This is a genomic window from Pseudomonas sp. TUM25319, assembly GCF_056388475.1.
Map to the genome: position 1 here is coordinate 3,939,978 of NZ_CM150751.1, position 21,818 is coordinate 3,961,795.

At 65.4% G+C, this 21,818-nt stretch carries 17 protein-coding genes; 6 read left to right on the forward strand and 11 right to left on the reverse strand.

Annotation, left to right across the window (positions count from 1 at the left end):
* Nucleotides 1–3 precede the first annotated feature (3 nt).
* From bcsZ to AC05QJ_RS18305, 6 genes are read left to right on the forward strand one after another with little or no spacing between them, the layout of a single operon-like run.
* Nucleotides 4–1,200, forward strand: coding sequence for a cellulose synthase complex periplasmic endoglucanase BcsZ (gene bcsZ, locus AC05QJ_RS18280; protein ID WP_476742699.1), 1,197 nt, complete (start codon nt 4–6; stop codon nt 1,198–1,200).
* Nucleotides 1,176–5,171, forward strand: coding sequence for a cellulose biosynthesis protein BcsC (locus AC05QJ_RS18285; RefSeq protein ID WP_476742700.1), 3,996 nt, complete (start codon nt 1,176–1,178; stop codon nt 5,169–5,171). Before bcsZ ends, AC05QJ_RS18285 begins: the two co-directional genes overlap by 25 nt.
* Nucleotides 5,172–5,192: 21 nt before the next feature.
* Nucleotides 5,193–5,858: an SGNH/GDSL hydrolase family protein gene (locus AC05QJ_RS18290; RefSeq protein WP_476742701.1), complete on the forward strand. Its 666-nt coding sequence runs from the start codon at nt 5,193–5,195 to the stop codon at nt 5,856–5,858.
* On the forward strand, nt 5,855–6,523 hold the full coding sequence (locus AC05QJ_RS18295) for an alginate O-acetyltransferase AlgF (protein ID WP_476742702.1): 669 nt from the start codon (nt 5,855–5,857) through the stop codon (nt 6,521–6,523). Before AC05QJ_RS18290 ends, AC05QJ_RS18295 begins: the two co-directional genes overlap by 4 nt.
* A gap of 18 nt (nt 6,524–6,541) precedes the next feature.
* Nucleotides 6,542–7,957 carry an MBOAT family O-acyltransferase gene (locus AC05QJ_RS18300; RefSeq protein WP_476742703.1) on the forward strand — a complete coding sequence of 472 codons (1,416 nt, stop codon included), beginning with the start codon at nt 6,542–6,544 and terminating at the stop codon, nt 7,955–7,957.
* Entirely contained in the window at nt 7,957–9,111 is a 1,155-nt protein-coding gene (locus AC05QJ_RS18305) for an alginate O-acetyltransferase AlgX-related protein (RefSeq protein WP_476742704.1), read from the forward strand. The genes AC05QJ_RS18300 and AC05QJ_RS18305 overlap by 1 nt, the downstream gene beginning before the upstream one ends.
* Before the next feature lie 4 nt (nt 9,112–9,115).
* Here the strand turns inward: AC05QJ_RS18305 and AC05QJ_RS18310 are convergent, their stop codons facing one another.
* The 11 genes from AC05QJ_RS18310 to ilvA form a co-directional block, all read right to left on the reverse strand.
* Nucleotides 9,116–9,289, reverse strand: coding sequence for a hypothetical protein (locus AC05QJ_RS18310; RefSeq protein WP_476742705.1), 174 nt, complete (start codon nt 9,287–9,289; stop codon nt 9,116–9,118).
* Between the two features lie 62 nt (nt 9,290–9,351).
* Nucleotides 9,352–10,392: a 3-ketosteroid-9-alpha-monooxygenase, oxygenase component gene (locus AC05QJ_RS18315; RefSeq protein ID WP_476742706.1), complete on the reverse strand. Its 1,041-nt coding sequence runs from the start codon at nt 10,390–10,392 to the stop codon at nt 9,352–9,354.
* A gap of 365 nt (nt 10,393–10,757) precedes the next feature.
* Nucleotides 10,758–11,708, reverse strand: coding sequence for an IS110 family transposase (locus AC05QJ_RS18320; protein WP_476742461.1), 951 nt, complete (start codon nt 11,706–11,708; stop codon nt 10,758–10,760).
* A 248-nt stretch (nt 11,709–11,956) separates the two neighbouring features.
* Entirely contained in the window at nt 11,957–13,339 is a 1,383-nt protein-coding gene (locus AC05QJ_RS18325) for a DUF1329 domain-containing protein (protein ID WP_476742707.1), read from the reverse strand.
* Nucleotides 13,340–13,469: 130 nt separating this feature from the next.
* Nucleotides 13,470–14,678: a helix-turn-helix transcriptional regulator gene (locus tag AC05QJ_RS18330; protein WP_476742708.1), complete on the reverse strand. Its 1,209-nt coding sequence runs from the start codon at nt 14,676–14,678 to the stop codon at nt 13,470–13,472.
* Nucleotides 14,679–14,791: 113 nt separating this feature from the next.
* Nucleotides 14,792–15,766, reverse strand: coding sequence for a WD40/YVTN/BNR-like repeat-containing protein (locus tag AC05QJ_RS18335; RefSeq protein ID WP_476742709.1), 975 nt, complete (start codon nt 15,764–15,766; stop codon nt 14,792–14,794).
* A 125-nt stretch (nt 15,767–15,891) separates the two neighbouring features.
* The gene (locus tag AC05QJ_RS18340) at nt 15,892–17,100 is read right to left on the reverse strand and encodes an acetyl-CoA C-acyltransferase (RefSeq protein ID WP_476742710.1); all 1,209 of its coding nucleotides are present in this window, start codon (nt 17,098–17,100) and stop codon (nt 15,892–15,894) included.
* Nucleotides 17,101–17,111: 11 nt separating this feature from the next.
* A complete protein-coding gene (locus AC05QJ_RS18345) occupies nt 17,112–17,576 on the reverse strand; it encodes a MaoC family dehydratase (RefSeq protein WP_476742711.1) in 465 nt (154 codons plus the stop codon).
* 10 nt (nt 17,577–17,586) lie between these two features.
* Nucleotides 17,587–18,372 (reverse strand): SDR family oxidoreductase, encoded by a 786-nt coding sequence (locus tag AC05QJ_RS18350; protein ID WP_476742712.1) that lies wholly within the window; start codon nt 18,370–18,372, stop codon nt 17,587–17,589.
* A gap of 446 nt (nt 18,373–18,818) precedes the next feature.
* The gene (yiaY, locus tag AC05QJ_RS18355) at nt 18,819–19,967 is read right to left on the reverse strand and encodes an L-threonine dehydrogenase (RefSeq protein WP_476742713.1); all 1,149 of its coding nucleotides are present in this window, start codon (nt 19,965–19,967) and stop codon (nt 18,819–18,821) included.
* Between the two features lie 79 nt (nt 19,968–20,046).
* The gene (gene ilvA / locus AC05QJ_RS18360; protein WP_476742714.1) at nt 20,047–21,609 is read right to left on the reverse strand and encodes a threonine ammonia-lyase, biosynthetic; all 1,563 of its coding nucleotides are present in this window, start codon (nt 21,607–21,609) and stop codon (nt 20,047–20,049) included.
* Nucleotides 21,610–21,818: the final 209 nt, after the last annotated feature.

Here is a 21,818-nt window from a genome sequence, read left to right on the forward strand (position 1 = left end):
TCCATGCGTACGATCAAGACACTGCTCGCAGCCGCGGTGGCCGCCACCCTGCTGCCGCTCACCAGCCAGGCCGCCGATCAGTGCGGTGTAAGCGACTGGCCGCTGTGGCAGAGCTTCACCCAGCATTTCATCCAGCCTGATGGCCGGGTGCTGGATGCCAGCACGCCACAGTTGCACAGCTCGTCCGAAGGCCAGTCCTACGGCATGTTCTTCGCCTTGGTGGCCAACGACCGCGTGGCCTTCGACAAGCTCTGGGCCTGGGCCAAGAACAACCTCGCCGGCAGCGACATTGGCAGCAACCTGCCCGGCTGGTGGTGGGGCAAGGACGACAAGGGCCAGTGGCGCCTGCTGGACACCAACTCGGCGTCCGACGCCGACCTGTGGTTCGCCTACGACCTGATCGAAGCCGCCCGGCTGTGGAGGGACGAGCGCTACAGCCAGGAAGCCGAGCTGCTGCTGAATAACATCAAGAGCAAGGAAGTGGCCGACCTGCCGGGCCTGGGCAAGATGCTGCTGCCCGGCCCGCAAGGTTTTGCCAAGCCCGATCATTTCTGGCACCTCAACCCCAGCTACCTGCCGGTGCCGGTGCTGCGGCGCATGGCCGGCGCCGATCCGCAAGGCCCGTGGAACGAGATCGCCCGCTCCACCGGCACGCTGGTCAAGGGCGCCGCCCAGAACGGTTTCCTTGCGGACTGGGTCGGCTACCGGGCCACCGGCCCCAACGGCGGGCTGTTCGTCATCGACCCGGTCAAGGGCGAGCTGGGCAGCTATGACGCCATCCGCACCTACCTGTGGGCGGGCCTGACCCCCAACAGCGACCCGCTGTTCAAGCCGGTGCTCGACAGCCTCGGCGGCATGGCCCTGCAGGTCGCGACCCGCGGCGCGCCGCCGGAAAAAATCCAGGTCAAGAGCAACACCTTCGGCGACAACGATGGCCCCTTCGGCTTCTCTGCCGCCCTGCTGCCCTATTTCAAGGCTCGCCAGCAACCCTGGCTGGAGCAACAGCAGCGTGCGCGCGTCGATGCGCTGCTGGCAAAAAGCCTGAGCCCGGAAGCGGTGCAAACCAGGCAACCCCCTTATTACGACGTGGTGCTCAGCCTGTTTGCCCTCGGCTACATGGATGAACACTACCGCTTCCTCGCCGACGGGAAGCTGCAACCTCTCTGGGAGACCTCATGCGCTCGCGCCGCCAAACCCTAGCCGTCGGCCTGCTCGCCGCCCTGATCCACAACAGCGGTCACGCCGAACTCAGCGAGAACGGCAAGGCCCTGCTCGAACAGGGCCATTACTGGCAAGCGCGCAATGACCATGCGCGGGCTTCGGAAGCCTGGCGCAAGCTGCTGCTGATCGATCCGCAACAGGCCGACGCCATCTACAACCTCGGCCTGATCGAGCTGGACAGCGATCGTCCGGCCAACGCCAGGCGCTACCTCGAGCAGTTGAAAAACGCCCATCCCGACGGGCGCCAGGCCCTGTTGCTGGAGCAGGCGATCAAGCTGCACGGCGACGCCAGCACTGAACGCCTGAACGAGGCGCGGGTGCAGGTCGAGTCCGGCGAAACCGACAAGGCGGTGGCCACCTACCGCGATCTGTTCGACGGTGCCGCGCCCCAGGGCGACCTGGCCCTGGAGTTCTATGGCACCCTCGGCTACACCGCCAACGGCTGGCAGGAAGCACGCCAGGGCCTTGAACGCCTGCTGCGCCAGGACCCGGACAACGCCCAGGCCAAGCTGACCCTGGCCAAGCTCTTGCTGAGCAACGAAAGCACCCGCGCCGACGGCATCCGCCGGCTGGCCTCGTTCCGCAATGATCCGGCCATCGGCAGCCAGGCCGTGGAAGCCTGGCGCCAGGGCCTGTCCTGGCTTGGCGGCAGCAAGGCCGACATCGCGCTCTACGAGGACTACCTGAAGGCCTATCCGGATGACGAGGAAGTCCGCGAACAGATGCGCACCGGCCAGCGCCAGGCACAATCGGCCTACCAGCAGAACCCGCACCTGCAACGGGGCTTCAAGGCCTTGCAGGACGAAGACCTGAGTGGTGCCGAACAGGCCTTCCAGGCCCGCCTGCGCCAGGCGCCGCAGGATGCCGACGCCCTCGGCGGCCTGGGGCTGGTGCGTCAGCGCCAGGGCCGCCTGAGCGACGCCGACGCCCTGCTGCGCCAGGCCATCAAACAAGGCAACGCCAGTCGCTGGCAGGCCGCGCTGGCCGCCAACCGCTACTGGATCTGGCTGGATGAAGCGGCCCAGGCCCGTGAGGCCGGCAGCCCCGACAAGGCCCGCGAGCTGCTGCAGAAAGCCATCGCCGCCAGCCCGCGGGAAATCCAGGGCCACCTCAACCTTGCCGACCTGCAGGCCTCCCAGGGCCAGTTCGAACGCGCCGAAACCACCTATCGCCACGCCCTCAGCCTGGATGCCAACCACCCCGACGCCCTCGCCGGCCTGGTCAGCGTGCTGGCCCAGAGCGGCCGGGTCGCCGAGGCCCAGCGCCTGATCGACAACCTCAGCGACATCCAGCGCCAGCGCCTGGGCGACCTGCGCAAGCTGCGCGCCGCTATCGCCACCGGCAAGGCCAAGGACTTCGAGCGCCGTGGTGACCTGGACAGCGCCCGCACGGCACTGGAAGACGCCGTGCGCGACGACCCGCAGAACCCCTGGACCCGCTCGGACCTGGCCGCCGTCTACCTCAAGACCGGCTCGCCGGGCAAAGCCCGGCAACTCATGGACGAACTGGTCAAGGCCAGCCCCGACAAGCCCGAAGCCCTGTACGCTGGCGCGCTGTTCGCCAGTCGCGTGGAGCAGTGGAGCAAGGCCCGCCAGTTGCTCGACCGCATTCCCGTCAGCCAGCGCAGCGCGGCCATGAACAGCCTCGCCGAAGAACTCGACCTGCGCTTGCTGGCCGCCCAGGCCTCGGCGCTGGTCAAGGAAGGCAAGCGTTCCCAGGCCATCAGGCTGCTGCAAGGCGCGCAAAACCGTCTGCCATCCAAACCCGATCTGTATGCCGCACTGGCCAACGCCTATATCGATATCGGCCAGGCCGACCGCGCCGTGACCCTGCTGCGCAGCGCCATCGCCCAGAGCAGCAAGCCGACACCGGCCCTGCGCATCGCCTACGCCAGCGCCCTGCTGCAGTCCGGCAAGGACATGGAAGTCAACGAGATCCTGCGCGACATACGCGGCGTGCCGCTCAAGCCTGCCGAACAGCGCGCCTACGATGACCTGCTGTTCCAGTACACCGTGCGCCAGGCGGACCTGCTGCGGGAGAAAGGCGACCTGGTGGCCGCCTATGACACCCTCGCCCCGGCACTGGCGCAGCGCCCGGACGATGTCCAGGCGGTGTCGTCGCTGGCACGCATGTACATGGACAACCGCAATCCGCAGAAAGCCGTAGACCTGTTCCAGCCGTTGCTGGCCTCGCAGGCGGACAACGCCGATGTACAGATGGCCGCGGCCCTCGCCTTCCAGCAGAACGGCCAGACCGCCGACGCCGAACGCGCCATTGAGCGCGGCCTGGAACTGGCCCCGGAAAACCCGCAGGTACTGAGCACCGCTGCAGCCTGGTACCGCAGCCGCGGCAAGCTGGCCAAGGCCCAGAAGCTGTACGCCGAGGCCCTGGCCTTGCAGGCGCCGAAAGAAGAGGTGATCGAAAACCCGTTCGGCCAGGCCATCGCCGCCAACCCCTTCGTCGGCCAGCCCGGCCAGCGCAAGGCCTCGCGCCTGGGCGAGATGGCCCTCAACGACATTCCCGATCCGGCACGGGTGCAGAGCAAGCGCCGCAACAACGTCGAGGAGCCCCGGGACAGCGAGCGTTTCGACGAACCGCTGCTGCTCGCCAGCCGTGACGACGAGCCAGGTCTGCGCCGCAGCGCACGGGCGCTGGACGACGCCGAAACCGCCGTGGTCAACCCCGACCCGCGCGCCGTCATCGAGAAAGAACTGACCAGCGTGCGCGAATCGCGCAGCCCGCAGATCAAGCAGGGCGCGACCATTCGCGGCAACAACGGCGAGTCGGCCCTGAGCAAGATCACCGACGTCGAGACACCGTTCGAAATCAGCTTCCCGATCGGCGATGACCGCATGGCTGTGAGGGTTACGCCGGTCTGGTTGAATACCGGGACCATCCACCAGCCAAGCGGCGGCGATCTGCGTTTTGGCGGCCTGACCGAAGCCCAGGGCAACGCGCTGCTTGACCTGCCCATCGACGAGCAGTCCGACGCCCTCGCCAGCGCTGTCGGCGAGAGCATCGGTACACAGAAAGACGCCGGTGCCGGCCTCGCGGTCGCCTACGAGATGCCATCGCTGGGCCTCAACGTCGATCTGGGCACCAGCCCGGTCGGGTTCCGCTACACCAATGTGGTCGGTGGCATCAGCCTGGACCGTCCGTTCACCGACGGCAGCAATTTCCGTTACAACCTCAACCTCTCGCGCCGCTCGGTGAACGACAGCCTGGTCTCCTTCGCCGGTGCCCGCGACCATCGCTCCGATGTCGAATGGGGTGGCGTCACCGCCAACGGCCTGCGCGGCCAGGTCAGCTTCGACAACCAGCGCTTCGGCACCTATGCCTATGCAAGCTGGGCCAAGTTGGTCGGCCACAATGTCGAGAACAACGCCCGTGCGGAACTGGGCAGCGGCATCTACTGGTACCTGTTCAGCAATGAAGACGCTCGCCTGACCGGCGGCCTGAGCCTGTCGGCGATGCACTACGACAACAACCAGACGTTCTTCACCTACGGTCATGGCGGCTACTTCAGCCCGCAGAACTACTTCTCCATCGGCGTACCGTTCAATTGGGCGCAACGGGGCGCGGACTGGAGCTACCAGATCCAGAGCTCCCTCGGCGTGCAGCACATCGAGCTCGACGGCGCCCCCTACTTCCGCAACCGCGGAAGCCAGGCAGCGCTGGAGCAACTGGCGAACAACGGCAACACCCTGGGTGGCGCAGCGATCAAGACCCACTACGTGGACCAGAACAAGAGCGGCGTAGGTTACTCCCTGGGCGCCAGCGGCGAATACCGCCTCGGCGGCGGCTTCTTCTTCGGCGGCGCCCTGGGCATGGACAACGCCCGCGACTATCGCCAGTTCACCGGTGGCCTGTACCTGCGCTACCTGTTCGATGACGGCGGCGGCGCCATGCCGCTGCCTGTCAATCCTTACCGTTCCCCTTATGCGAACTGAGCCAAAAAAGGAGTTCTTCACATGGCTGCTTCTTCCCTTCTCGCTGGCCTGACGATCCTGATGATCGGCGACAGCCACCTGGCGACACCGAGCTACCTGATCAAGGACCTGCACGAAAACCTGGTTCAGCAAGGCGCCCAGGTCCATACCCTGGGTGTCTGTGGTTCCAACGCCGGCGACTGGACCACCACCTCCCCGGGCGGCAAGTGCGGCGGCGCCGAACGCCGTGGCAACGAAAAGGCCGTGGTGCTGGGCAACAAGGCCAGCACCCAGCCCATCGCGCAGCTGGTGGCCGCCGACAAACCCGACCTGATCATCGTGGTCATGGGCGACACCATGGCCGACTACAAGAAGTCGGCCTTCCCCAAGACCTGGGCCTGGCAGGAAACCAAGAAGCTGACCAAGGCCATCGATGACACCAAGACCCGGTGCGTCTGGGTCGGACCGAACTGGGGCAGCGAAGGCGGCAAGTACGGCAAGACCTACGCCCGTGTCGAGCAGGCATCGGCGTTCCTTTCGACCAACGTCGCGCCTTGCCAGTACATCGACTCGCTGAAATTCTCCAAACAGGGCCAGTGGGCAACCATCGACGGACAGCACCTGACCAGCCAGGGTTACGCAAGCTGGGGCAAGGCGATCACCGACGAGTTGCTGAAAAGCGACGTGGTCAAGGGTGCGAAGAAATGAGCCGCCTGACCAGCCTGTTCGCCGCCCTGCCCCTTGCACTGCTGGCCGGCACCGCCGCTGCCGACGTGGCGCTGTACCCCACCGGTCCCAGCGAAGACTCGGCGTTCCTGCGCTTCGTCAACGTCGCGCCCGGCGTGCTGGACATGCAGGCTAGCGGCTCCAAGGCCAGCCTCAAGCTGGACGACAGCCAGAAGGTCTCGGCCTACCTGCAGGTGCCGGCCAACAAGCCGATCAAGGGCACCCTCAAGAACGGCGCCGCCAGTTCGGCGCTGGACCTGCAGGTCGCGCCGGGCGAGTTCGCCACGGTGTTCGCCTTCAACGACGGCGGCACGTTGAGCCAGCGCGTGGTGCGCGAGCAGCCCGATGACTTCAACGGCCTGAAAGCCTCGCTAGCCTTCATCAGCCTCGATCCGGCCTGCCAGGCACCCACGCTGCGTCCGGCCGGGCGCAACGCCGACCTGTTCAAGGATGCCGCCGACGGCAGTGTGCAGCGGCGCTCGATCAACCCGGTGAAGCTGTCGGTGCAACTGGTCTGCGCCAACGCCAACGTCGGCAACCCGCTGGACCTGGGCGAGCTCAAGGCCGGCGAGCGCTACAGCGTGATGCTGCTGCCCGGCGCCGAAGGTCCGCGCCTGCTCAACACCACCGACACCTTGGCCAACTGACAGGACGTCCACCGCCCCATGGTCTTCGCCTCCCTCGAATTCCTCACGCTGTTTCTGCCGCTGTTCATGCTGGTCTACGCCCTCAGCCCGGCGCGGGGGCGCAACCTGGTACTACTGCTGGGAAGCTGGTTCTTCTATGGCTGGCTGAGCCCGCTGTTCCTGCTGCTGCACGTAGTGCTCACGGTGATTGCCTGGGCCGGCGGCCTGGCGGTGGACCGCAGCCGCGAGGATTCGCTGGGACGGCTGCGCCTCCTGGCGGCGCTGATCGTGCTCAACACCCTGGTGCTGTGCTGGTACAAGTACGCCAATATCCTTGCCGCCACCTACAACCAGTTGATCAGCCACTACGGCTACCTGCCGATGGAGTGGCAACGGGTGGCGCTGCCGGCCGGACTGTCGTTCATCGTGCTGCAGGCGATCTCCTACCTGGTGGACGTACACCGGCATACCGTGCCGGTGGAACGCAGCCTGGTGAATTTCGCCACCTACATCTCGATGTTCGGCCACTCGATCGCCGGGCCGATCATTCGCTACGACTGGGTCCGCCGCGAACTCAACCAGCGCTACTTCAACTGGCAGAACTTCTCCCTCGGCGCCCGCCGCTTCATGATCGGCCTGTGCATGAAAGTGCTGGTAGCCGACACCCTGTCGCCGCTGGTGGACGTGGCCTTCCACCTGGACAACCCGTCGTTCCTCGACGCCTGGCTGGGTTGCCTGGCCTACTCGCTGCAACTGTTCTTCGATTTTGCCGGCTACAGCGCCATGGCCATCGGCCTGGGCCTGATGCTCGGCTTCCACTTCCCGGAGAACTTCAACCGGCCGTACCTGGCCAGCAGCATCCAGGACTTCTGGCGGCGCTGGCACCTGTCGCTGTCCAGCTGGTTGCGCGACTACCTGTACATCGCCCTGGGCGGCAACCGCTTCGGTACCTGGAACACCTACCGCAACCTGTTCCTGACCATGGCCATCGCCGGCCTGTGGCACGGCGGCGACAGCTGGAACTACCTGCTCTGGGGTTCGGCCCACGGCGTGGCGCTGTGCATCGACCGGGCCTGGAGCCGTTCCAGCCTGCCGGCCATCCCGAAAGTGCTGTCGCACACCCTGACCCTGCTGTTCGTGTGCCTGGCCTGGACCCTGTTCCGTGCCCCGGACTTCGACACCGCCCTGGCCATGTACGCCGGCCAGTTCGGCCTGCACGCCTTCGCCCTGGGCGAAGCGCTGTCGGCCACGGTGCGTCCGGTGCATGCCCTGGCGGCGGCGCTGGGTGTGTTCTGCGTGGTGGCGCCGCTGTACCAGGCGCGTCTCGAACAACGTTTCGGTCACAGCGCGCTGTATGCGGTGGTGGCTGCCCTCTGGCCCGTGGCCGGTTTCCTGCTGGCGTTTTCCCTGATCGCCAGCCGTGACGCCGTGCCCTTCCTGTACTTCCAGTTCTGATGACGACCAAGACCCCTCCTCCGAGTACGGCGCCGACGCCACCGAGCGAGATTGCCCTGCGCACCAGCCCGTTGGCCGGCGTCACCCTGGCGGCCTTCCTTGTCGCGGGCCTCGCCTCCTGCGCCTGGCTGGCGTTCAGCGGCAAGCTCGAGTTGCTGCCCGGCAAGCCGCTGTCCAACGATGCGGTGCTGGAGGGTGAAATCACCCACCGCATCGCCAAGGAACTGGCCAAGGCGCCGCTGCCGGAAAAAGCCGCGCAACTGGAGCGTGCCACAAGCTGGCTGACGCTCGGCGATACCGGGCCACGGGTGCGCGAAGGCTGCCCGCAGTGGCTGTTCATCAGCGACGAGCTCAAGCTCAACCGGCACGCCGCCGACAACGCCCGGGCCAAGGCCGAGGCGGTGATCGCCCTGCGGGATCAGTTGAAGAAACGCGGCATCGAACTGCTGGTCAGCGTGGTGCCGGACAAGAGCCGCATTGCCGCCGGCCAGCTCTGCGACCTGCCGCGTCCGGCCAGCCTGGAGCCGCGGGTGCGCGACTGGACCCACGCCTTGCACGGCGCCGGCATTGCCGTCATCGACCTGGCGCCGGCGCTGCAGCCGCTGGGAGCCGACGCCTTCCTGCGCCTGGACACCCACTGGAGCGAAGCCGGCGCCCACGCCGCAGCGCTGGCGATCGGCAAACAGGTAGCGGCCATGGGCTTCGAAGCCACGCCCAGACGCAACTTCGATGTCACCCCGCAGCCTGCCGCGCCGCGTGCCGGTGACCTGGTGCGCCTGGCCGGCCTTGACTGGCTGCCGACATCGCTGCAACCGGCCCAGGAAACGGTGGCTGCCTCGGTCATCAACGAGCAGACCCCGGACGCCGACAGCAGTGGCGACAGCCTCGACGACCTGTTCGGCGACGACAACCTGCCCAACGTAGCGCTGATCGGCACCTCGTTCTCACGCAACTCCAACTTCGCCGGTTTCCTGCAGCAGGCGCTGGCCGCGCCGATCGGCAACTTCGGCAAGGACGGCGGCGAGTTTTCGGGAGCGGCCAAGGCCTATTTCAACAGCCCGGCGTTCATACAGACGCCACCGAAGCTGTTGATCTGGGAAATCCCGGAGCGGGACTTGCAGACGCCCTATGACGGTGGCGTCAGGCTGGAATAAGGGGCTAGCGCAGGCTCGGCCAGCCCTGGAAAGACGCCACCACCCCAAGGCATCCCGGCATCTGCCGGCAGGCCTTGGCGCTGCGTGACTCCGCCGGCACCGAGACCAGTACCGTCAGCACCACGAAAAACAGAATGGACAGCGGAACACAGTAGGCAAGAAGGCTTTTTGTTTTCATTGTCGGCGTTCTCCAGACCCGTGGTTCGGGATCGGGCCTGCCGGACAGCAGGCCCGGGTATCTCAACGCTCGTCGACGGTGACGAACTCACGACGCTCGGCCATCACCGCCGGCACCTGTTCTTCGTCGGTGAAGAACTGCTCGTACCACTCGCGCAACTGATAGACCGGACCGTCGTTCTCGGCCAGTACCGGCTTGTCGATGCGGATCTTGTGCTTCCAGATGTCCACGTCCTGGTAGAACGAGTCACGGTTGCCCTGCACATAGGCCTTGGCCACTTCCTGGTTCTGCTCTTCGGTCCAGCCCGGCACGCGCTGGACCATGCAGCCGAAACGCAGCTCGAAGCTGTTGGGGCCGACCGGGACGTGGCTGTTGAGCAGGATGGCGTGGATGCGCACGTCGCCGAACATCGAACTCAGGTGGGTGAAGTGGGTGGCCGGGCCGTAGTAGGCAGACTCGGCGATCAGGTCGCCGCCCAGGCGCTCGGAATCGCCATGGAAAATCTGGTGGCCGATATGCCCTTCGAAGATGTTGGCGAAGTACTTGGTCGGGGTGCCGTGCACCGGGCCGAAGTGCTGGGCGTCCACCAGGTTGTCCACCAGTTCGCGAGGGTTGGTCTCGATCAGCATGGTGTCGATGTTCCACTCGTGGATCCACTCGGGGCTGTCCATCACCTCCAGGTGCGGGATCACCACGCCTTCGCTCGGCGGCTTGCCTTCCGGGTTGTTCCAGATGAACAGCAGCTTGTTTTCCTCGCAGGTCAGCCAGGCGCGGGTCTTGGCCTTCGGCGGGATGCGCTTGCAGTACGGGATCTCCACGCACTTGCCGGCGGTGTCGTATTTCCAGTGGTGGAACGGGCAGACCACGCGATCGTTCTCGATCGTGCCCTGGGACAGGTCGGCGCCCATGTGCGGGCAATAGGCATCGAGCACGCTGATGGCGCCCTCGCTGTTGGCGAAGGCCACCAGGCGCGTGCCGAAGATATTCAGGGTGTGCAGCTTGCCGTCGCGGTAGTCGGCGGCATTGCCCAGGCAGTGCCAGCCGCGGGCATAGCGGTGAGTGCGCTGGGCATTGTCGAGGGAGATCTCGGCGAGTTTGGTCATTTTCTTGTTGTCCTCGGGTGAACACCTGGGGGTCGGCTAATACCCCCTTTATGAATGGGTGAATTCATGACCGCCATGATTGGGCAGAGGCGCCAGCGGCTTCATCCTCCAATTGGACTAGGCGGTTTTCTGGGGCAGCTCAGCGCAGGCAAAGGTTTCGCCTGAAATGACGCCATCGCGGGCAAGGCCGGCTCCCCCAGGCCCCGAGCCAGACCCGGGAGTAGCGGTTGGCCCGGTCCCTGTGGGAGCAACTGTCTTTAAGGATTTTTTTCAAACGCCCCCTTCAGGCATGGCTTCGCCAGCGATACCGCATTGCGGTTTCGCTGGCGAAGCCCGCTTTTCAGTAAATCAGCCCTCGCTTGCTGTCAGGTTGCGGGTATCTGAGATTTCGGTTCTTTCCACTTCGTGCCGTCTCGCAGCATCGCGTTAAGACGTACCAGGATCTTGCGCATGCAGGCCACAATAACGACCTTGGCAAGTTTGCCTCGCGCTCGCAGAGCCTCATATTCGGCTTTGACTTCCGGATCGTGGCGAACCATTGACCAGGTCGACATATAGAGCACACGGCGCACTGCATAGCGCCCGCCTTCGATCGATCTGGGGCCGCTCTTCTTGCCGCTGTCGTTGTTGTAAGGGGCTAACCCTACCAGGGCCGCGATCTTGCGCCCTGTCACGGCTCCGAGCTCAGGCAGCGATGCCATGAGCGTGCCGCACGCAATGACTCCAATCCCTTTCACCGATCTCAACTGACTGGCTTTCTCCTGATTCAGGGCGTTCGAGGCCTTCTCAATCGCCTCATCCAGTGCTTTGATTTTCTGGTTCAGATAAGCGATGAGATCGGTGTAGGTGGATATAGCTATGGCCTGAGTGGTTTGTTGTATCCGGCGCTTGTTGCTGTCTCGATCCTTGACCAGATTGCCTCGCAGCTTGATCAACTCCCCCAGCTCATCCCGAGCCTGGTTAGGCTCAACCGGCGGCAAGTCCTCGATATCTCGGGCAAACTTCGCCAGCATCCGAGCGTCGATTTTGTCGGTCTTGGCAAGCTTGTTCATGGATCTGGCATAGTCACGAGCGCGCTTGGGATTGACGCGAACCACATTAAGACCGCTTAGCTGCAGGGCCTTGAGCAAAGCCCTCTCATAACCACCGGTGGCCTCAAGCAGTACTCGCTCGACTTCAAGCCCGTTCAGGCATGCAATCAGCTGAGCGAAGCCATCAGAGTCGTTACTGATCTGGAACTGCGGGTAATTCGCAGGAAGAAACCCCACATCCACAGTCGCTTTCGAAACATCGAGACCAACAAAGTAGGAAATCATCGCCAAGCCCTCTTACACTCAAGAAGTGAGAGCGCTCTGACCTATCCCTAGCTTGTGATTTCGAGTTTTGCCGCTCATCCAACTGTTCGGGCTTCTGGTCAGAGTGAGAGGTGGATGGCGACTTGGCTCCCACTCGTGCTTTAAGCACCGCTGGCATTCAGTCTGCCATCCACCGCTCTCACCCTTCTGAGTTTAAGAGGCCTTGAAGACACAAGCTGGCATTGCCAGCGATAAAGCCCCAACGCGATCTATTGCCCGAACCGCCGCGCCGCCTCCGGACCGAAGTCCTTGGGACTGAACCCCGGCCTGTTCAACTGGTAGCCGGTGCGCTGTTCGTTGATCAGGTTGAAGGCCAGGTAGCTGCCGGCATTGAGGTCGTGGTACAGGCCGACCCCGGCCTGCTGCGCCTGGGACTCGTAGGCGTAGAAGTAGTTGACCATCGAGGTGCGCCACAGCTCGCCACGGTTGTCGTAGTTGTCCGCCATGATCGGGAACCAGGTGTCTTCGTCGATGTACATGCGGCGCTTGCCGTAGAGGTGGCGGTAGCCGGGCTTGAGGGTGCCTTCCAGTTCCCAGACCCGGTGCAGCTCGTAGCGCATGGCCTCGGGGTTGATGTGGCCGGGGGTCAGCAGGTCCGCGTACTTGAGGCTCGCCGAGTGCAGGCGATAGGTGTTGTAGGGAATGTACATCTCGCGCTTGCCGACGATCTTCCAGTCGTAACGCTGGCCCGAGCCGTTGAAGATGCGCACTTCGTCCACTGTCAGCGAGCCGCCACTGCCGGGGAAGGACATATCGAAGCCATAACCGGGCGTCTGTCGCACGCGGCGGGTACCGGGGTCGTAGCGCCAGGCCTGGCGGGGCTGGGTCTTGTCGTTCCAGAACTCGGTGCCGGTGTTGATCTCGCCCTTGTCGCGCTGCGGCAGCAGGGTCTCGTTGAGGTAGAACGACGAGTTGCCGGTGGTGTCGCCGATCCGCCCTGGCTCCAGCGCCGGCGCGAGGTTGCGCGAATGCACCCGGCCCCAGTTGATGTTGCCGTCCTTGAGCACGTAGGCGTTGTCGGAGGTGTATTCCTCGGTCCAGGCCCGCAGGGTGAACAGCGAGGCGTTCTTCAGCAATTCAAGGCCGCTGCGTGGCACCGGGAACGGCGTGCCGCCGGTCTTGCCGACCACGCCCTCGCCGTCGTCCACCAGTCTGGCCACCGCAGCGTTTTCCCTGGTGGCCTGGCACACCGTGTCGCTGGGGCGGAAATCCCGGTGGCTGGGATAGACCGGCATCCTGAAGCTGGCAGGATAGAGCTTGAACAGCGCTTTCTGGCCGTCGGAAAGGCGGTCGCCGTACTGCGCCAGGTTGGCGGCGGTAATCACGAACAGCGGCTTTTCGTCCGGATAGGGATCGATCGGGTGGTGGCCGGTGCCTTTGAAATCCACCTGGGGCGGCACGCCCAGCCATTTGCCGGAATACGGCGGGATGCTGCCATCGGCATTGCCGCTCTTGTCCGCCCCCAGGCAGGTCAGTTCGCTGCCCAGGCGCGGGACGTCTTCCGGGGCGGCGCTGGCGGGAGCGATACAGCCAAGGGCGGCTGCGAAGGTCAACGAAGCCAGGCCACGAGAGCCCAGGATACTGCCGGTCATTGTTGTTCTCCTTGGAATACCGATAGCAGGGAGCCCAGTATCGGCAGGGGCTTGGACCGACAGCATCGTCCGTGCGGACTAACGCGTTTTTACCGGCCGCCACGCCCGCCCCGGACGTGGCGACCGCCCCTCACACTGCGCTTGCCGGCAGTGGCAAGGTGCCCGGCTGGCCGAGGGCGACCACGCTGTTAAGCATGATCCGCACCAGCTCGGTCTGACGGCGCACGCCGGTCTTGGAGAAGATCGAGCGCAGGTGCGCCCGCGCCGTGTTGCGGCGGATGTTCAGCAGTTCCGAGGCTTCTTCCAGCGACAGCCCGTTGGCCAGTTCCAGGGCCAGGGCGGTTTCCGCGGGCGTCAGGTGATAGAGCTGGGACGTCACCACTGTGCTGACCAGCGACTTGCCCACGGCATCGCGCACATAGACCATCACCGTGGGTTTGCCTTTGCCTTCGAGCAATTCCTGGGACGGGATCAGCTCCACCACCACGCCGAGATTGACCTGCCCGGACGGCCGCGATATCGACATGGCCTCGGCGCCCTGCCCGCCCACCTCGCCCTGGCGGGCACGGGTGAAAGCGTTGCGCACCAACCGGCTCAGTTCGCGGTTGTCGCTGGGGTAGGTCGCTTCGAGGCGCCCACCCACCAGTTTCAGGCCGTCCTGGCTGTCGAGAATCTCCCGCGCCACCGGGTTCACTTGCAGCACGCTGCCACTTTCGTCGAGGACGATGGTCGCCACCGCCAGGCGGCTGATGGTCTGGCTGTACAGGCTGCCCAGAGACGCGCTGCGGTCCAGCAGCGAATGCATGTGCAAGGCCCGCCGCAGGTGCGGGATAAGCATGGCGCACATGGCCCGCTCGGTATCGCCGAAACGCGCCTGCTCGCGGGTGCGGTTGATGCGCAGGCGCAGGATGCCACCGTCCGGCATGCTGATATCGACACCGAGCATCTGGTGACAGCCGTAGGGCTCGCAGTACAGCAGATAGAAGGACGAACCCAGCCACTCGGCCTCGCTCATCAGGTCGTCGATGGTGAACACCCGGTCGGTGGGCATTTTGTCGAACAGCGTCGATTTGGCGTAGTAGGCGTAGTGATTGATCCCGCCCTCGCCCAGTTCGATATCGCCGGCGACCATCATCGGCGACAGGAACGGCTCGTCGGCCACCCGCAGGATCAGGGTAACGAAATTGGCCTGGAACAGCGCCCGCACCTGCTGCAGCGACTCGGTCATGCAGCAGGTGTCCATCGCGGCATCGTACATGTTGCCGATCATCCGCTCGTATTCGGCCAGTTCCAGCCCCATCTCTTCCAGGACCCGGGCATTGGGCATCGTGGTGTGCATGGTCAGTCCCCCACGGGCCCGGCATGCCGGCGCCCGTCTGTTGTTTTTATTGTGTGAAGCCGCAAGGCACATCCCCTGGCGCACGGGAAACGCCAGGCGGGTGATAGCAAGTCTCAGGGGGCGACGGCAAGGGCGCCTTGCTCGTTGCCCTGGAACACGCCGCGCTCGCCGGCCACCAGCAGGTGCCGGGCGTTGAGCACCAGTGCCGAGGTCAGGGTGCCGAGACCAGCGCGCTGCGAGCTGTCCTGCAGCGCGCCCCTGGCGTCGAGACGGATCAGCGTGCTGCCGGCGCCCACCAGCACCAGGCCCTGGTTGCCGGGCAGCAGCGCATGACCGTAGATCGGCAGGCGGCTGCCGACATCCACCTGGCGCCAGTGGTCACCGAAGTCGCTGGTGACGAACACATGACCGCGCATGCCGTAGGCCAGCCAGCGCTCGGCCGACAGCCGTACCACGCCGAACAGTGAGCCGTTGTAGAACGGCGTCAGACTCTGCCACTGCTGCCCGCCGTCGCTGGAGCGCAGCACCAGGCCCTGCTCGCCCACCAGCATTTGCCGGCCGTCGGCACCGCCGTCCAGGCCGTTGAAATGAGCGCCGTCGCCGGGCATTTCCCGTGCGGTCCAGTGCAGTCCGGCATCGCTGGACTCCAGGTACTTGCCGTAGCTGCCGTAGGCCACCACATGCTGGCCGTCGATACTCCAGACGCCCAGCAAGGGCTCGCCCAGCTCGGCGTCGTAGTGCATTTCCTGCCACTGCCGGCCGCCATCGGTGGAACGCAGGATCCAGCCGTCATGCCCCACTGCCACCAGCAGGCCGGGAGTCAGTGCCGTGACCGCGGTCAGCGTGGCGTCGCGGCCGCCGGCCACCTGACTGGCCTGCCAGGACAGGCCGCCGTCGGTACTGGTGAGAATGGTGCCTCGTTCACCGACCCCGAGCAGTTGCTCACCGTCGGCCAGCAAGGCGTTGACCTGGACCCGGTCGGCGTCGATTTCGGTGATCCCCAGCGGCGCCGGCTGGCGTGGCGAGAACGCGAAGGCCACGGCGGCAATGACGATGGCGCTCATCAGGTAGCCGATCAGATTGCGCATGACGGACTCCAGGGCGATTGACGCGGGCACGGTGCAGGCTGCATGGGGTGATCCTCTGTCGTTGTTGTCAGAGGATCATCTGACCGGGCGGTCGCGGGGGCATCGTCCAAATGGCTTAGCTGCTCTCAAGGCAGCTCGAACAACCCCGCCGCCCCCATGCCGCCCCCGATGCACATGGCGATCACCACGTAGCGCACGCCACGGCGGCGCCCTTCCAGCAGCGCGTGGCCGACCATCCGCGCGCCGGACATGCCGAACGGATGACCGATGGCAATCGCACCGCCGTTGACGTTCAGACGCTCTGGCGGGATCTCCAGCGCATCACGGCAATGCAGCACCTGGCAGGCAAAGGCTTCGTTGATCTCCCACAAGCCGATATCCGCCACGCCCAGGCCAAAGCGCTTGAGCAGTTTCGGAATCGCCACCACCGGGCCGATGCCCATCTCGTCCGGGGCGCAGCCACCCACGGCGATGCCACGGTAGATGCCCAGCGGGGTCAGGCCACGGCGCCGGGCTTCGGTGCGGCTCATCAGCAGGCTGGCAGCCGCACCATCAGAGAACTGCGAGGCGTTGCCAGCGGTGATGAACTCGCCCTGCGCAACCCATTTGCCGTCCTTCCACACCGGCTTGAGCGCCGCCAGGTCGTCCAGTGTCGTGCTCGGTCGGTTGCATTCGTCGCGCTCCACCGTCACCCGCTCATGGCCAGCCGGCTGGCCTTCCTTGTCGAACAGCAGGCGGTCGACGGTCAGGGGTACGATCTCGTCGGCGAACAGGCCGTTGCGCTGCGCGGCCGCCGTTCGCTGCTGGCTCTGCAGGCTGTACTCGTCCTGGGCTGCGCGGCTGATGCCGTAGCGACGGGAGACGATTTCGGCGGTTTCCAGCATCGGGATGTACGCCGTGGGCATGGCGTCGAGCACGGCAACGGACTGGGCGCGGTAGGTGTTCTTGTGCTTGGTCTGGGTCAGCGACAGCGACTCGACGCCGCCACCGATGGCGATGTCCATCTCGCCGGCCATGATGCCCTTGGCGGCCACGCCGATGCTCATCAGGCCAGAGGCGCACATGCGATCCAGGGCCATGCCCGGCACGCTGTCCGGCAGGCCGCCGGTGTAGGCGCACAGGCGGCCGATATTGTAGGCCTGGGTGCCCTGTTGCACGGCGGCGCCCATGATCACATCGTCCACCGCGTCGGCCTCGATGCCGGCACGCTCGACCACCGCCCGCACCACATGGCCGCCAAGGACCGGCGCTTCGGTGTCGTTGAACGACCCACGGAAGGATTTGGCCAGGGCGGTACGCGCCGTGGCGACGATTACGACTTCATTCAGGCTCATGACGATCTCGCTCAAACAGGATTGAAGGTGTAGCGGCTGATGGTGTCGACCACGCAGCCCGGACGGCTCTCGCCCTCGATTTCGACGCTGACGCGGACCACCACCTGGACCGCTTCACCCAGGCTTTCCGCGCGCAGGATCACGCCGTGCCCGCGCACCCGCGCGCCGACCCGCACCGGCGCCGGAAAACGTACGCGGTCGGAACCGTAGTTGACGCCCATGGCCATGTTTTCCAGGGTCATGAGCTGCGGCAGAAACAGGTTGACCAGAGACTGGGTCAGGTAACCGTGGGCAATGCACACGCCGAACGGGCCGCTGGCGGCACGCTCGGGATCGACGTGAATCCATTGGTGATCGCCCGTGGCCTCGGCGAACAGGTCGATGCGCGGCTGCTCGATGGTCAGCCAGTCGGTACGGCCCAGGTCCAGGCCCTCGGCGTCGAGCAATGCCTGGGCACTGCTGAAGAGATGACTCATGGCGGACTCCTCAGGCCTGTTGCGAACTGACCGACAGCACCTCGCCCACCATGTAGGAGGCGTAGTCGCTGGCGAGGAACATCATCACGTTGGCCACTTCCCAGACCTCGGCGGCGCGGCCGAAGGCTTCGCGGCCGGCCAGGCTGGCCAGCAGTGCTTCGCTGGAGGCTTTCTTGAGGAAGTCATGCAGGGCAATGGACGGCGACACCGCGTTGATGCGTACACCGTGCTCGGCGGCTTCCAGCGCGGCGCAGCGCGTCAGCGCCATGACCCCGGCCTTGGCCGCGGCGTAGTGGGCCTGCTCCTTCTGTGCACGCCAGCCGAGCACCGAGGCGTTGTTGACGATGGCTCCGGCGCCACGGCGTTGCATGTGCGGGAGCATGGCACGGGTCATGCGGAAGGTGCCGGTGAGGGTCACGTCCAGCACCCGCGACCACTCCTCGTCGCTCATCTCGACCACGCTTTTCTGTCCGCCGAGGCCGGCGTTGTTGATCAGCACATCGACGCCGCCCAATTGGTGCTCGGCAGCGTCCACCAGGGCCTGGACCTCGGCTTCGACCGTGACGTTGCACAGTTGCCCGTAGATGGCCTGCAGCCCGGTTTCCGCCTTCAGCCGCTCGACTGCCTCTTCCAGGCGGCGCGGGTGGATGTCCGAGATCATCAGCGCCCGGCAGCCTTCCTCGGCGCTGCGCCGGGCCGCCGAATAGCCGATCCCGGCGCCGGCGGCGGCGGTGATCAGCACCGATTTGCCGGCCAGCAACTGGTGGCCGGGTACGTAAGGGGGAGCTTGTTTCACGAGGGTTACCTCCAGGGAAAGAACCCTGAGAGGTATACGGGGGCGGGATCAGGTGGGCATCGTCAAAACGGGGTATGGATGGGGGGATGTGTTGGGTTTTGGGGGGCATGGCAGGAGAGCTTCAGCGCCCTCAAGATCGAGCGCCGTCCGCACGGCGCATCGCCGGCAACGCCGGCTCCCACATCTGTTGCAACGCGCCATGGGCTGTGAGAGTTGAGTTGCCAGCCTTTGGTGCTTGGCGATATATCGCGGGGAGGCTGTTGGGCTCGGCTCGATATCGCGTCGTACAAACAAGGCGATCAACCATGGCCTGACAGACATAGGTACGTTGCAACAAATGTGGGAGCCGGCGTTGCCGGCGATGCGCCGCGCGGGCGGCGCTCGATCTCGAGGGCGCCAAACATCTCACGACAGGCGCCCGGCCATCCCAACACCCCCAACAACAATCAGAACGCTGCCTTGAACACCGCCTCGATCTCCGCCTGGCTCGCCGACCGCGGATTGGTCAGGCCGCAGGCATCTTTCAGAGCATTGACGGCAAGAATCGGCACATCCTCGACCTTGGCCCCCAGCGCCGCCAACCCTGGCGGAATATCGATATCACGGCTCAACTGCTCGATCGCCGCAATCGCCGCCGCCGCGCCCTGCTCGGCATTCAGCTCGCGCACCTCGACGCCCAGTGCTCCCGCCACGTCCCGCAGGCGCGCCGCCGACACCTTGGAATTGAACCGCTGCACATGGGGCAACAACACCGCGTTGCACACGCCGTGCGGCAGGTCGTAGAAGCCGCCCAGCTGGTGCGCCATGGCATGCACATAACCCAGGGACGCATTATTGAAGGCCATGCCGGCAAGGAACTGGGCATAAGCCATGTTCTCCCGCGCCGGCATGTCCTGGCCGTTGGCCACGGCCTGGCGCAGGTTGGCGCTGATCAGTTCGATGGCTTTCAGGGCGCAGGCATCGGTGATCGGCGTGGCCGCGGTGGACACGTAGGCCTCCACCGCATGGGTCAGGGCGTCCATGCCCGTGGCGGCCGTCAGGGATTTGGGCATGCCGACCATCAGCGCCGGGTCGTTCACCGACAGGATCGGCGTGACGTTGCGATCGACGATGGCCATTTTCACGTGGCGCGCTTCGTCGGTGATGATGCAGAAGCGGGTCATCTCGCTGGCGGTGCCGGCGGTGGTGTTGATCGCCACCAGCGGCAATTGCGGCTTGGCCGAGCGGTCGACACCCTCGTAGTCGGCGATCTTGCCGCCGTTGGTGGCGCACAGGGCAATGCCCTTGGCGCAGTCATGGGGCGAGCCGCCGCCCAGGGAAACGACGAAATCGCACTTCTCCCGCTGCAACAGCGCCAGGCCCTGCTCGACGTTGGCGATGCTCGGGTTGGGCTTGGCGCCGTCGAACACCGCCGCGTCGATATCGCGCAGCGCCAGTTGCTCGACGATGCGCTCGGCCACGCCGGCCTTGGCCAGCCCGGCGTCGGTAACGATCAGGGCCTTGCGAAAGCCATAGCCGACGATCGCCGTCATGGCTTCATCCAGGCAACCGATTCCCATGATGTTCACGGCTGGAATGAAAAACGTGCTGCTCATGGTCTTGTCCCTCAGTGGCTTTATCTCGGTAATCCGAGCATCCGCCAGTCACGGGCAGCCTGTGTTGATCCATGACAATTCAGCCAAGGAACAGCCGGTATGCCGGATTATCGGTCTCGTCCCAGTAGCGATAACCCATGGCATCCAGGGTGGCCGGCAGACTGTCACGTTCTTCCTCCGGCACTTCCAGCGCCGCAAATACCCGCGCCTCGGCGGCGCCGTGGTTGCGGTAGTGGAACAGGCTGATGTTCCAGCGCTTGCCCAGGCTTTCCAGGAAGCCCAGCAGCGCCCCCGGCCGTTCGGGGAACTCGAAGCGCAGCACCCTCTCCTGCGCACCCGGCCCGGCATGTCCGCCCACGGTGTGGCGAATGTGCAGCTTGGCCAGTTCGTTGTCGGTCAGGTCCACCACGTCGTAGCCTTGCTCCTGCAGGCTGGCCAGCAGCGCCTCGCGAGGATCGGTGACGGGGTGGGTCTGCACGCCGACGAACAGCCGCGCTTCCTTGCCGGGGTAGTAGCGGTAGTTGAACTCGGTGATCTGGCGCCGGCCCAGGGCCTGGCAGAACGCACGGAAGCTGCCCGGACGCTCGGGGATGGTCACGGCGATCACCGCCTCGCGCTGCTCGCCAAGTTCGGCGCGCTCGGCGACATGGCGCAGGCGGTCGAAGTTGACGTTGGCCCCGGAGTCGATCGCCACCAGGGTCTGCCCGCGCACGCCACGGGTGTTGACGTATTTCTTGATCCCCGCCACCGCCAGCGCGCCGGAAGGCTCGGTGATGGAACGGGTGTCGTCGTAGATGTCCTTGATCGCCGCACACAGCTCGTCGCTGCTGACCGTCACCACCTCATCGACGTAGTGCCGGCAGATGTCGAAGCAATGGGCGCCGATCTGCGCCACCGCCACGCCATCGGCAAAGGTGCCCACCTGCGGCAGCACCACCCGCTCGCCTGCAGCCAGGGCAGCCTGCAGGCAGTTGGAGTCCTGCGGCTCGACACCGATCACCTTGACCTCGGGCCGCAGGTACTTGACGTAGGCGGCGATGCCCGAGATCAGCCCGCCGCCGCCCACCGGAACGAAGATCGCGTCCAGCGGGCCCTGCTGCTGGCGCAGGATCTCCATGGCCACGGTGCCCTGGCCGGCGATCACGTCCGGGTCGTCGAACGGCGGCACGAAGGTCGCGCCGTCGCGCTGCGCCAGTTGCAGGGCGTGAGCCAGAGCCCGCGGAAAGGCATCGCCGTGCAACACCACATTGCCGCCACGGGAGCGCACACCCTCGACTTTCAGCGCCGGGGTGGTTTCCGGCATGACGATGGTGGCGACAAGGCCCAGTTCGCGGGCGGCCAGGGCCACGCCCTGGGCATGGTTGCCGGCGGACGCGGTGATCACGCCACGCTCGCGCTGGGCCTGGGTCAGCTGGCTGAGGCGGTTGTAGGCACCACGGATCTTGAAGGAAAAGGTCGGTTGCAGGTCTTCGCGCTTGAGCAACACCTGGTTGCCCAGTTGCGCCGACAGGGCACGGGCCGCTTGCAGAGGCGTTTCAATGGCCAGGTCGTACACCGGTGCGGCAAGAATCCGGCGCACGTAGTCCGACAGCAGGTTCGGTGCGCCAACGGCGGTACTGGGGCAAGCGGTGAGGCTGGTCATCGGTGACTCCTGGTCTTTTCAAAGTGCCCAGGAGTCGAGAGAAAGAACCCGCCTCCTAGGGCGGGTTCGGTGCAAGTGCCAGCTAACCCGCCAATCTGATAATGGCGGTAATAATGCTGCGGGTCGGCACGAGCGGGAGCGTTGTCATGGCGTCGAAACTAGCGAAACGCCAGTGGCCCGTCAACAAATGATTCAAGAAGTTGCCGAGA